The sequence below is a fragment of the Tepidibacter sp. genome (assembly GCF_025210165.1).
Classification (GTDB): Bacteria; Bacillota; Clostridia; order Peptostreptococcales; family Peptostreptococcaceae; genus Tepidibacter_A.
This window is the reverse complement of record NZ_JAOASI010000013.1, coordinates 1-12,772: the sequence shown is the minus strand read 5'-3', so window position 1 is coordinate 12,772 and position 12,772 is coordinate 1. Positions and strand designations below refer to the sequence as shown.

The window sequence follows — 12,772 nt, the reverse complement described above, 5'->3', positions numbered from 1 at the left end:
GGATAAATGGCTTGAAGTGGGGGGACAAATTATGAAAAATGATAGATATAGAGTATATAATATATTAGAAATATCCAAACTAGTTACTGCATCTATGAACTTTTTTGAAATAAAAGACGAGGTTGTATCTAAAATGTTAAATGTGATACATCCTAGAAAAGCATGTATAAATTTATTTTATAAAAATAATTACAAATATTCATACTTAGTGTGTTCTGCTACTCTAGATTATATACCTGAATTATTTTCAAATACAGATGAAGATAAAATTAAAATAGACTTCAATGAATACCCTAAATACATTCATGAAGCTATATTTGAAAAAAAAATAGTCTGGGTAAAAAATATATTTAAAGACGATAGAGCAATAATGGAAAGAGATATGGCAACAAAAGAAGGATATATAGGAAGAATAGTGTTTCCTCTTATAGCAAATAATAATGTAATTGGATTTATAACTTGTTACCTAACAGAAGATGACGATCTTTCACAAGAAGATATAAACTTTATATTTTCTGTTTCTTCGTTAATAAGTCTTTCAATAGAAATAACAAAGGAAAATTATAAAATAGATACGTTGATAAAAAAATTAAGAGAAGCTATAAACTATATAAGCAAGGCAACAAAAGAGCTGTACGCAAATAAATCGGTAGATAACTTTCTTTCTTTAATTAGTAGACAAATGTGTAAACTTACACTTAGTGAGAGTTCAATAGTAATACTTAATGACAATAACAATAAAACACAGTCGTTTAATCAATATGGAAATGAAAGTATAAATATACACAAAGCACTAGGGTGTGTTATAAGAAATGACAAAGACATAGATAATAATGGAAAATATTATAATCCTAAAAATTTAAAAAAGCATATAGATGATGATAATATAAAATCTTTAATATACTATAGATTGAAGGTTGAAAATGAAACCGTAGGATATATAGCAGCTGTAAACAGTAAAAAATATACTAATGATGATATTAAAATACTCAATATATTTTCATCTCAAACAGTGCTTGCTATTCAAATGTATAATAATTCTAAGAAGATATTTGAACATGATTTGTTGGAAAAAGAGCTGGAGATTGTATCAAAACAGCAAAAACTTATGATGAATGATACTCAGATTAAATTTTCGGATTCAAAAGAAATAGTATATTTTCATGAACCCTCAAAATATATAGGTGGAGATTTTTGTAAAATAATAAGAATAGATGAGAGTAAGATATGCATATTTATAGCAGATGTTATGGGGCATGGAATAATGTCTAATTATTTTGTAGCTATGATAAAAGGAGTGCTTCAGACTTTAGTATATGAAAAAGAATCAGCTGGAAGCATATTGACGAAGATGAATTCTATATTATATGATGATTTTGATAAGGTCAATGCATTTGCTACAGCTAGAATAGGAATATTCGATTCTAAAACTGGAAAAGCAGTAATAGCAAATGCTGGTCATCATAACTATATAGGAATCAAGAAAAACAATGGAATAATCGTAGAAGATATAGGTTTTGATAAAGGTATGCCAATTGGTGTATTAAAAGATATGGTATACAATGAATATTCTTATAATATAAATGAGTATGAACTTATATGTATGTATACTGATGGTATAATAGAAGCATCTAATCAATATAAAGAAGAATTTGGGTTAGATAGGTTGAAGAAATTAATAAAGAATAATTATACTAATACGACCTCAAATATATATGATAAACTTAAAATAGAATTAAAAAACTTTACAGAAAAAGATAGCTTAGAAGATGACCTACTAATTCTATTTGTAAAGAATAGGTTAGGTTAATAAATGGGGGGATAATGGGTGAAGTTTTTAGTTATAAATGCAAGTCCTAGAAAAGGAAAAAACTGTTTTATTATAGCGAAATATGTAACTGATATACTTTACGATAATGATATAGATTATGAAATGATAAATATATGGGATATGGATATCGAATACTGTAATGCATGTGGTTACTGTGATAAAACTGGGGTTTGTCACAAAACAGATGATATGAGTCACATGTATAAAAAGTTTGATAAATCTGATGGTACAATATTAATATCACCTGTTTATTTTGATAGTGTTCCTGCAAAGCTTAAAAGCTTAATAGATAGAACACAAGCTTTTTTTGCAAGTAAATATGTATTAAACAGACCGTCTATAGATAGAAATAAAAAAAGATTGGGAATGTTTATACATATAGGGGGAAGTAAACCTTATAAAACTCAATTTATGGGAGGTCAAATAACAGTTGATTTTTTATTCAAGAGTATAAATACAAAATTGATACACAATTATTATATATCTAATACAGATGATACGGATTTAAAAAGCAGAGATTTATATAAGAAAGATATAAAAAAATTAATTATAGATTTAAAGAACAAGGGCTAGTTATAACTAGCCCTTGTTTGAGGAAGGGGGAAGGAATATGCTTAGATATTTAACTAGTGGGGAATCTCATGGACAAGCATTGATTACTATAATAGAAGGGATTCCGTCTAATCTAAAAATAAATCTAGATAATGTAAATAAAGAATTAGTGAGAAGACAACAAGGATATGGTAGAGGAGATAGAATGAAGATAGAAAAGGATAAAGTAAATATTCTATCTGGTATGAGAGGTAGTGTTACTATAGGATCTCCTATAGCTATTGAAATAAAAAATAAGGATTATGAAAACTGGAAAGAATATATGAATCCCATTGAAGAAATAAATAAAGAGACTAAAAGGGTTTCAAAGGTAAGACCAGGACATGCTGATATGATTGGAAGTTTAAAATACGATTTTGAAGATGTTAGAAACGTTTTAGAAAGAGCAAGTGCAAGAGAAACAGCGGTGAGAGTTGCAGTAGGTTCTATTTGTAAGGAATTTTTGTCAAAATTCGATATAGATTTTACATCTCATGTAATACAAATGGGGAAGAATAAAATAAATAAATCGTTTAAATTTGATTATATAAAAAAAGAATCTGAAATATCTCAGGTAAGATGTGTAGATAAGGCGTATGAAGAATTATTTATAAATGAAATAAAAAAAGCAAAAGAAGAAGGAGATAGTCTAGGAGGAGTATTTGAGGTTAGAATAAAAAATGTAATTCCTGGACTTGGCTCTTATGTTCATTATGATAAAAAGCTGGATTCTCAGTTAAGTGCACATATTATGTCTATACAAGCTATAAAAGGGGTGGAGTTTGGAATTGGATTTGAGATGGGAAGTTTAAAGGGATCTCAAGTACATGATGAAATATATTATTCAAAAGAAAGAGGTATATATAGAAATACTAATAGATTAGGTGGTATAGAAGGTGGAATGAGTACAGGTGAGGAAATAGTGATAAGAGGTGTTATGAAGCCAATACCTACTTTGTATAAGCCGCTTAATAGCATAGATATAAATACTCTTGAAAATTATAAGGCATCAATAGAAAGATCGGATAATTGTGCCTTACCTGCTGCTTGTGTTGTTGCTGAAAATATATGTGCATTCGTTATTGTAAAGTTTTTTATGGAAAAGTTTGGACAAGATAATATGGAGGATATAATCAAAAATTATCAAAACTATTTAGAAAGGTTGTCTGATAGAGGATGGAAAATGGATACAAGGTCTATATAAAAAAAAATTTTAGTGAAATAGATATAAAAAAAGACTATGATAAAGTTTTGATTATAACGGATGAAAATGTAGAAAAGTTGTATATGTATGATTTTACACGAAATTTAAACTTTAAAAATTTAATAGTGTATACTATAAATCCAGGAGAAGATTCTAAAAGTCTAAAGGTGTATGAAGATATATTTAGGTTTTGTATAGAAAGTGAATTGAGCAGAAAATCGTTGATTATAGGACTAGGTGGTGGTGTTGTAGGAGATTTAAGTGGATTTGTAGCGTCTACTTATATGAGAGGGATAGATATTATACATTGTCCTACAACACTATTATCTCAGGTAGATAGTTCTATTGGAGGAAAGACTGGTATAAATTTAGAAAACTATAAAAATATAATAGGGAGTTTTTATAGACCAAAGTTTATACATATAAATATTAATACACTTAAAACATTAGATTGTAGTGAATTTTTAAGTGGACTTTCAGAAGTTATTAAGTATGCACTTATATGTGATTATGAATTTTTAGACTACCTTTTAAAAAATAAAGATAAGATATTAAATTTAGACGAGGAATGTTTAATCTACATAGTAAAAAAATGTTCGAATATAAAAATTGATATTGTTAAAAAAGATGAAAAAGAGTCTGGTATTAGAAAAATACTTAATTTAGGTCATACATTTGGTCATGGTATTGAAAAGTTAGGCGGATTTAGTCATGGTTTTGCTGTTGCAATAGGAACTCATATGGCATTTAGACTAGCTTATAAAAAAGGATATATATATAAAAGTTATTATGATAGAGTGTTGAATGTTTATAAATCTTATAATATACCCATAACTTTTAAAGGTATAGATTCTATTGATATACTAGAAATTATGAAAAAAGATAAGAAAAATAGTTTTTCAAAAATAAATTTAGTACTGCCAGCTGGTCATTCAGATGTTGATGTGGTAAATAATATAGATGAGAAGGAGATACTTTGTGTAATAGAGGAGGTAAAAAATGAGTTCTAATGGTTTGAAATTAAGAGGAGAAGTAAATATTCCAGGAGATAAATCTATATCACATAGGGCTATAATGTTATCATCAATATCTAATGGAAAGAATATAATTAAAAATTTTTTAAATGGAGAAGATTGTTTAAGTACTATAGACTGTTTTAAAAAAATGGGGACAAAAGTAGAAAAATGCAGAAAAAATGAAGTGATCATACATGGAATGGGACTTAGAAAATTAAAAAAACCAATCCAAAACTTAGATGTAGGAAATTCTGGAACAACAATAAGGCTTATCATGGGTATATTAGCAGGTCAAAATTTTGAATCAACTTTAATAGGTGATAATTCTATAGCTAAAAGACCTATGAAAAGAGTAACAGATCCATTAAGACTTATGGGAGCTAATATATATGGTAATGAAGATGCTAATTTTACTCCTATAACTGTAAATGGCGGAAATTTAAATGGGATAGAGTATAATATGCCTATAGCTTCAGCTCAAGTTAAGTCTTCTATAATACTTGCATCTTTATACGCAAATTCACCTACTAAGATAATAGAAAAGAATAAAAGCCGAAATCACACAGAGATTATGCTAAAGTCTTTTGGAGCAGATATAGATATAAGTGGTAAAGAAATATATGTAAAGCCTGTTCAAAACTTATATTCTGAAGATATATATATTCCTGGAGATATTTCATCTGCTGCATTTTTTATAGCTGGGGCTAGTATAATAGAAGGATCAGAGATTTTAGTAAGGAATGTAGGTCTTAATGAAACGAGAACTGGGATTTTAGATGTATTAAAAAATATGAGTGGAAATTTTGAAATATTGAATAAAAAATATGTTTGTGGAGAGTTGATGGGTGATATATTAGTTAAGCACTCTAACTTAAATTCTACTACAATAGATTCAAAGTTAATACCAAGACTTATAGATGAAATACCTATAATAGCTGTTATGGCAACTCAGGCAGAAGGAACAACTATTATAAAAAATGCAAAGGAGCTTAAGGTTAAAGAATCGAATAGAATAAGTAGTGTTGTTTCTAATCTTAAGAAAATGGGAGCAGATATTGAAGAAATGGATGATGGAATGGTTATAAAAGGACCTACAAAACTTAGTGGTTGTAATATAGAGAGCTTTTCAGACCATAGAATAGCTATGGCATTTTCAATAGCTTCACTAGTAGCATCTGGAGATACGAATATAGATAATACCAGATGTGTAGAAATATCTTTTCCGGGTTTTTATGATATATTAAAAGAAATAACTTGCTAAAAATTTGATTTTTTATATTAAAAAAAGTATAATATTCCTTGAAAAAATAATTTAGGAGGTTAGTGAAATGAAATTACCTATAGCATTATCAAATAGACATATACATTTGGGACAAAAAGATATAGAGGTATTATTTGGAGATGGAGCAAAACTAACTCACTTTAAAGACCTTTCTCAACCAGGACAATGTGCATGTGAGGAAAAAGTAGACGTGGTAGGACCAAAGGGAGAAATTAAAGGAGTTAGAGTATTAGGACCTGCAAGAGGAGAAACTCAACTTGAGATATCTTTAAGTGATGGATTCAAATTAGGAGTAAAAGCGCCTATAAAGGATTCAGGAGATCTTGAAGGAACTCCAGGAGTAAAAATAGTAGGACCAAAAGGTGAAGTAGAGCTTGAAAGAGGAGTTATAGTAGCTTCAAGACATATACATATGCATACTGATGATGCTGAAAAGTTCAATGTAGAAGATAATCAAAAGGTTAAGATAAGAACTTCAGGTCAAAGAGCGGTAGTATTTGAAAATGTATTAGTAAGAGTAAGTCCAAAATTTGCTCTTGAAATGCACGTTGATGTAGAAGAAGGAAATGCAGCTGGAGTTAGAAATGGAGATTTAGTAGAATTAATTAATGAATAAAAAAAATATATATAAGTATAATAAAAAGGTAGCTTTTAATAAAGCTACCTTTTTACAATGTAGGAAACTATAATAATTTTATATAATATCAAAAATTGTTTAAAAATCAGTATAATTAAGGGGAAAATAAAAAATTAGAATTTCAAGTGTATTTAAACTTTAATTATACCTAAAAAGAATTTGAAATTACTGAAAAATTAGAAAAAATAAATTTTATTAACAAAATTATACCATATTGACTTGATTTTCATAAAAATATGAACTATTATGTAATTAAAGAAATTAAATTTTATAAAAATACAGAAAGTTTAATCATGTGATTTTGATTTGATTTTCTAAATCATGCGATGATTGACAGAATGTATATTGTATACTATACTCAAAGTAATAAATTTTAAAAAAATAAGGAGGATTTACTATCATGGCAAAGCAAATGAAAACTATGGATGGTAATACTGCTGCTGCATATGTATCATATGCATTTACTGATGTTGCAGCTATTTACCCAATTACACCATCATCTCCTATGGCAGAGCATGTTGATGAATGGTCAGCTAATGGAATGAAGAATATATTTGATCAAAAGGTGCAAGTTGTAGAACTTCAATCTGAGGGAGGAGCATCAGGTGCGGTTCATGGGTCATTAGCAGCTGGAGCATTAACTACAACATTTACAGCTTCTCAAGGACTTCTTTTAATGATACCAAATATGTATAAAATAGCAGGAGAACTTCTTCCAGGAGTATTCCATGTAAGTGCTCGTGCAGTAGCAAGTCATGCACTTTCTATATTTGGAGATCATTCAGATGTAATGGCAGCAAGACAAACTGGATTTGCTTTCTTAGCATCAGGTTCAGTTCAAGAAGTTATAGATCTTGGAGGAGTTGCTCACTTAGCATCTATAAAATCAAGAGTACCATTTGTACATTTCTTCGATGGATTCAGAACATCTCACGAAATTCAAAAAGTTGAACTTATAGATCATGCAGACTTTGCAAGACTTGTAGATAAAGAAGCTGTTAAAGAATTTAGAAATAGAGCTTTAAATCCAGAGCATCCTGTAACTAGAGGTACAGCACAAAATCCAGATATTTTCTTCCAAGCAAGAGAAGCATCTAATACATATTATGAAAAAGTACCTGGAATAGTTGCTGAATACATGAAAGAAATCAGCGAAATAACTGGTAGAGAATACAAGCCATTTAACTATTATGGAGCTGAAGATGCGGAAAACGTAATCATAGCAATGGGTTCTGTAACAGATACAATAGAAGAAACTATAGATTACTTATTAGCTAAAGGTGAAAAAGTAGGATTAATAAAAGTTCGTTTATACAGACCGTTCTCAGCTGAGTACTTCTTTAATGTTCTTCCAAAGTCAGTTAAGAAAATAGCTGTACTTGATAGAACAAAAGAGCCAGGAGCATTAGGAGAGCCTTTATATCAAGATGTTCGTACTTTATTCTACGGAAAAGAAAATGCACCTATAATAGTTGGTGGACGTTACGGACTTGGTTCAAAAGATGCTACACCTTCTCAAATTAAGGCTGTATATGAAAACTTAAATAAAGAAGAAATAAAGAATAACTTTACTTTAGGAATTATAGATGATGTAACTAATACATCTTTAGAAGTAACAGAAAACATAAATACAGCTCCAGAAGGAACTATAAGATGTAAGTTCTGGGGACTTGGTTCAGACGGTACTGTTGGAGCTAACAAGAGTGCTATAAAAATCATAGGAGATAAAACTGATCTTTACGCTCAAGGATATTTTTCTTATGATTCTAAAAAATCTGGTGGTATAACTATTTCTCACTTAAGATTTGGTAAAAAGCCAATAAAATCTACTTATTTAATAAATGAAGCAGACTTTATAGCATGTCATAATCAATCTTATGTAGAGCAATATGATTTATTAAAAGGACTTAAAAAAGGCGGATCTTTCGTTCTTAACTGTAAGTGGGGAGCAAAAGAGCTTGATGAAAAATTACCAGCTTCAATGAAGAAATATATAGCTGATAATCAAATCAATTTCTATACAATCAATGCTACTGATATAGCAGCTGAAATAGGACTTGGAAACAGAATAAATATGATAATGCAATCAGCGTTCTTTAAATTAGCTGAAGTTATCGAATTAGACAAGGCTGTTGAGTACTTAAAAGACTCTATAGTTAAGTCTTATGGTAAAAAAGGTGAAAAAGTAATTAACATGAACTACGAAGCTGTAGATAAGGGATTAGATGCTCTTGTTAAAATTGAAGTTCCTGCTTCTTGGTCAAGTGCTGTACAACCAGAAGTTGCAATAGGTGAATCTAAGGAAGTTCCAAAATTTGTAGAAAAAATATTAAACCCAATCAACAAGCAAGAAGGAGATTCTCTTCCAGTAAGTACTTTTATTGGTATGGAAGATGGAACATTCGAAAATGGATCTGCTGCATATGAAAAGCGTGGAATAGCTGTTAATGTACCTGAGTGGCAAATAGATAAATGTATCCAATGTAACCAATGTTCATTCGTATGTCCTCATGCTGCAATAAGACCAGTGTTATTAACTGACGAAGAACTTAAGAATGCACCAGAAGGATTCGCAGCTAAGAAAGCTGTAGGTAAGGGTCTTGAAGGTCTTCACTATAGAATGCAAGTAACTACTATGGACTGTACTGGATGTGGAAACTGTGCTGACATCTGTCCATCTAAAGAAAAATCATTAATAATGAAGCCTCTTGAAACACAAATAGAAGTAGAAGTTCCAAACTGGGATTACGCTATGACTGTATCACCAAAAGAAGATTTAGTAAGTCCAAACAATGTTAAGGGAAGTCAATTTAAGCAACCACTTCTTGAATTCTCAGGAGCTTGTGCTGGTTGTGGAGAAACTCCTTACGCTAAGGTTATAACTCAATTATTTGGAGATAGAATGATAATAGCTAATGCAACAGGTTGTTCATCAATCTGGGGAGGATCAGCTCCATCTACTCCATACTGTACAAACCATGAAGGTAAAGGACCAGCTTGGGCTAACTCATTATTCGAAGATAATGCTGAATACGGATTTGGTATGGCAGTAGCTGTTAAGCAAATGAGAAATAAATTAACTGACTTAATGAACGAAATAGTAGGACTTGATATAGCTGATGAATATAAAGAAGTATTTACTGAGTGGTTAAACTCTCAAGAAGATGCTGAACTTTCTAAAGCATCAAGTGCTAAGGTTCTTGATTTATTAAAATCAAACAATATAGCAGATGAAAAAGCTAAAGGAATATTAGCTGAAATAGAAGATATTAAAGATTATCTAATCAAGAAGTCTATGTGGATCATAGGTGGAGACGGTTGGGCTTATGACATTGGTTATGGTGGACTTGATCATGTCTTAGCTTCAGGAGAAAATGTAAATGTTCTTGTATTTGATACAGAGATTTACTCAAATACTGGAGGTCAATCTTCAAAAGCTACTCCAACAGGAGCAGTTGCTAAGTTTGCAGCTTCTGGTAAGAAGGTTAAGAAGAAAGATCTTGGTATGATCGCTGCAACTTACGGATACGTATACGTAGCTCAAGTTGCTATGGGAGCAGATAAGAATCAATTCATGAAGGCTTTAATAGAAGCTGAAAAGTATGATGGACCATCTCTAATCATAGCTTATTCTCCATGTATAAGTCATGGTATCAAAGAAGGAATGGGACGTACTCAAGCTAATACTAAGCAAGCTGTTGAATGTGGATACTGGCATTTATACAGATACAACCCAACATTAAAAGAAGAAGGAAAGAATCCATTTACATTAGATTCTAAAGAGCCAAAGGCAAGCTTTAGAGACTTCATATTAGGACAGGTAAGATATACATCTTTACAAAAGGCTTTCCCTGAAATAGCTGACGAGTTATTTGTTAAAGCTGAAGAAGATTCTAAGGAAAGATATGAAACTTACAAAAAAATGGCTGAACAAGCTTAATAAATAATAGAAAAGAGAAGCGAAAGCTTCTCTTTTTTTGCGGAAATTTCTGTTTAAAGCGAAAATTGAGATTATTGAAATACCGCAACTTAAGTCAATATATTAACAAAAAAGTAGCTAACATTACAATAATCTCAATTTTAGTTATATTCAAAAGATAGAAAAATACACAAAATAATGCATGGTTTTCATGTATAATAAATATATAGAAGTATTAGTCAATAATATAGAGGGAGGAATAAATATGAAACTTTGGACTAGACAACATAAAGGAATTTTAGAGGATTTAGAGAAAAATGGAGTATATCGTGTTAAAGAAGAATATATAAAGCAAAAGCTTGATACTATTACTCCATTTTATCTTAAAATTTATAAATGGTATGCTACAGAAGGTTCTAAAATTGTAAAAAAGCCAAAAGATGTTGATTATCCTATATGGCTCTCTACTACTAATGATTTAATGCTTCAACCAACAGAAGATACAGTAGTTCTTGAACTTGAAGTTGATAAAGAAAATGTAATTATTACGGATCAAGAGAAATGGGGGTATGTAGTTAATTATTGGTATGTTCCCCTTGATAGAGAAGATGAGAGAAATCATAATGAAGAACTTAAAAAGTATGGAATATCAGATGAATCAGAACTTTTTATGACTGACAAAGGAAATTTTTATCCGCTATTAAGAGATAAAACAAAGAAAAGCTGGAGTAGGCTATTTGATGATAGTATTAGACTCTGTGATTTAACACAAGCTACATTGTGGGAAATAAAAAAAGAGTGGATAGTTAATATTGTTCATTATAAAGATGAATAGAAATTAGTAGGAGATGATGATATGAACATATGGACTTGTCAGAAAAAAATAGTTCTAGATACTATAATAAATGATGGAGTGTATTATGTTAAAAGAGAGTATATAACTAACAAATATCAAGATGTATCAAAAATTTTTTTAACTGCTTATGATTGGTTCGTATCAAATGCAGAAGTTGTAGCAAAAAAACCAGAAAAAGCAGGTTTTCCTATATGGACATGGACTGATTTAAGGTATGTTGAGCATTATGAAGATTCAGTTATTTTAGAATTAGAGGTAGAAGAGGATAAATGTATAACATTTGATAGTGGAAAATGGAACAGAATATTAAATCTTTCTTATATACCTAAAGACAAAAATGATAAAGATAAGTTTATAAAAGAATTGGAAAGGTATAATATAACAGATGATAGTGAAGCCTATATGAGTAATTTTTATCCTCAATTAAAATCTAAGATTAGAAAGAGTTGGGATAGATTATTTGACGAAGATATAAAAATTTCAGGGATTAATCAGGTTGCTCTTTGGGAGGTAAGAAAAGAGTGGATAGTTGATATTAATGCATAATTGTAAAATATAATGTATTAAGACATAATCATACGATTTGACGTATTAAATTATATAAGTGTTTTTTAAAAATGAATAGTACAATATTTACAAAATATGTTTTTTAGCTAAAATGTAAATGATAATTTATGGAAGAGAACAAATAGAGAGTATGAAATGTATATGGGGTGGTATAGTGGATGAGAATTTGAAATATTGGTTCAAGGGATTTGAAAATGCAATAGTACATATTGAACAACAGGAAAGAGAATTACTTTTTTGTGAATGTAGCAAGAACTGTGTAAATAGAGGAGTACTAAATTTATATAAAAATCTATATGATAAAGTAAATGGAGATATGGATTCATTTTTTGAAGAAATGAATGGTATAGAAAATGTAAAGAGTGAAATAGTTGAATCAAGAAAGAAATATTACGTGTTTTTTAAAAATGTACCTGTAGCTTACATAACGAAGGCTATGTCAACAGCCCATTTTTATGTGAGTGTTCCAGGCAGAGTGTTATCTATGTTTTTAATTCGATTATGCTAAATAAGAATTTTGATGTGGAAATTTGTTCTACGATTTTACGTGGTGGAAATGAATGCAAGTTATCTATAACAATGAATGACTGAAGCTTATGAACAAATTTTGTTAATTTAAATTCTTATTTATTAATGAGGTATAGTAATATTAATAATTTTTATTTCACAATATTCTTAAGTTATGCAGCAACATACTAAAAGCAAGTTCACCCTCAATGTGGACTTGCTTTTATTGTATATATGAAAACCACCTGCTATGCGGGTGGTTCTAAAAAGCTTCCAGCGGTGAGTAGAAAAGAAAAAACTCCTTTGTTAGAATAGTATTTAGGTTTGCCGACCAAATACAAAACAAAGGAGAATGCCCAAAT

The 12,772-nt window shown here is 29.8% G+C and carries 10 protein-coding genes; all 10 read left to right on the top strand.

Annotated elements, in window-relative coordinates; genetic code table 11:
• Positions 1-31: 31 nt before the first annotated feature.
• The 10 genes from N4A48_RS01780 to N4A48_RS01735 all read left to right on the top strand — a co-directional run bounded on the left by N4A48_RS01780 (position 32) and on the right by N4A48_RS01735 (position 12,411).
• Positions 32-1,810, top strand: coding sequence for a GAF domain-containing SpoIIE family protein phosphatase (locus N4A48_RS01780; protein WP_293663960.1), 1,779 nt, complete (start codon positions 32-34; stop codon positions 1,808-1,810).
• 18 nt (positions 1,811-1,828) lie between these two features.
• Positions 1,829-2,404 carry a flavodoxin family protein gene (locus tag N4A48_RS01775; RefSeq protein ID WP_293663959.1) on the top strand — a complete coding sequence of 192 codons (576 nt, stop codon included), beginning with the start codon at positions 1,829-1,831 and terminating at the stop codon, positions 2,402-2,404.
• Positions 2,405-2,441: 37 nt separating this feature from the next.
• Positions 2,442-3,626, top strand: coding sequence for a chorismate synthase (gene aroC / locus N4A48_RS01770; protein ID WP_293663958.1), 1,185 nt, complete (start codon positions 2,442-2,444; stop codon positions 3,624-3,626).
• On the top strand, positions 3,599-4,636 hold the full coding sequence (gene aroB, locus N4A48_RS01765; protein ID WP_293663957.1) for a 3-dehydroquinate synthase: 1,038 nt from the start codon (positions 3,599-3,601) through the stop codon (positions 4,634-4,636). The genes aroC and aroB overlap by 28 nt, the downstream gene beginning before the upstream one ends.
• The gene (aroA, locus tag N4A48_RS01760; RefSeq protein WP_293663956.1) at positions 4,626-5,903 is read left to right on the top strand and encodes a 3-phosphoshikimate 1-carboxyvinyltransferase; all 1,278 of its coding nucleotides are present in this window, start codon (positions 4,626-4,628) and stop codon (positions 5,901-5,903) included. Before aroB ends, aroA begins: the two co-directional genes overlap by 11 nt.
• Positions 5,904-5,970: 67 nt before the next feature.
• Complete coding sequence (gene pduL, locus N4A48_RS01755; protein ID WP_293663955.1) at positions 5,971-6,540, top strand: phosphate propanoyltransferase; 570 nt, start codon at positions 5,971-5,973, stop codon at positions 6,538-6,540.
• A gap of 421 nt (positions 6,541-6,961) precedes the next feature.
• On the top strand, positions 6,962-10,501 hold the full coding sequence (gene nifJ / locus N4A48_RS01750) for a pyruvate:ferredoxin (flavodoxin) oxidoreductase (protein ID WP_293663954.1): 3,540 nt from the start codon (positions 6,962-6,964) through the stop codon (positions 10,499-10,501).
• Between the two features lie 244 nt (positions 10,502-10,745).
• A complete protein-coding gene (locus N4A48_RS01745) occupies positions 10,746-11,315 on the top strand; it encodes a DUF3841 domain-containing protein (protein WP_293663953.1) in 570 nt (189 codons plus the stop codon).
• 21 nt (positions 11,316-11,336) lie between these two features.
• Positions 11,337-11,882 (top strand): DUF3841 domain-containing protein, encoded by a 546-nt coding sequence (locus N4A48_RS01740; RefSeq protein ID WP_293663952.1) that lies wholly within the window; start codon positions 11,337-11,339, stop codon positions 11,880-11,882.
• A gap of 151 nt (positions 11,883-12,033) precedes the next feature.
• The gene (locus N4A48_RS01735; protein WP_293663951.1) at positions 12,034-12,411 is read left to right on the top strand and encodes a hypothetical protein; all 378 of its coding nucleotides are present in this window, start codon (positions 12,034-12,036) and stop codon (positions 12,409-12,411) included.
• The last annotated feature ends 361 nt before the right edge of the window (positions 12,412-12,772 follow it).

What these genes read in the sequence shown, in the direction of transcription:
- aroC (WP_293663958.1), top strand. Translation starts at nt 2,442, where the DNA reads ATGCTTAGATATTTAACTAGTGGGGAATCTCATGGACAAGCATTGATT.
- N4A48_RS01745 (WP_293663953.1), top strand. Translation starts at nt 10,746, where the DNA reads ATGAAACTTTGGACTAGACAACATAAAGGAATTTTAGAGGATTTAGAG.
- N4A48_RS01740 (WP_293663952.1), top strand. Translation starts at nt 11,337, where the DNA reads ATGAACATATGGACTTGTCAGAAAAAAATAGTTCTAGATACTATAATA.
- N4A48_RS01780 (WP_293663960.1), top strand. Translation starts at nt 32, where the DNA reads ATGAAAAATGATAGATATAGAGTATATAATATATTAGAAATATCCAAA.
- N4A48_RS01735 (WP_293663951.1), top strand. Translation starts at nt 12,034, where the DNA reads ATGAAATGTATATGGGGTGGTATAGTGGATGAGAATTTGAAATATTGG.
- pduL (WP_293663955.1), top strand. Translation starts at nt 5,971, where the DNA reads ATGAAATTACCTATAGCATTATCAAATAGACATATACATTTGGGACAA.
- aroB (WP_293663957.1), top strand. Translation starts at nt 3,599, where the DNA reads ATGGAAAATGGATACAAGGTCTATATAAAAAAAAATTTTAGTGAAATA.
- nifJ (WP_293663954.1), top strand. Translation starts at nt 6,962, where the DNA reads ATGGCAAAGCAAATGAAAACTATGGATGGTAATACTGCTGCTGCATAT.
- aroA (WP_293663956.1), top strand. Translation starts at nt 4,626, where the DNA reads ATGAGTTCTAATGGTTTGAAATTAAGAGGAGAAGTAAATATTCCAGGA.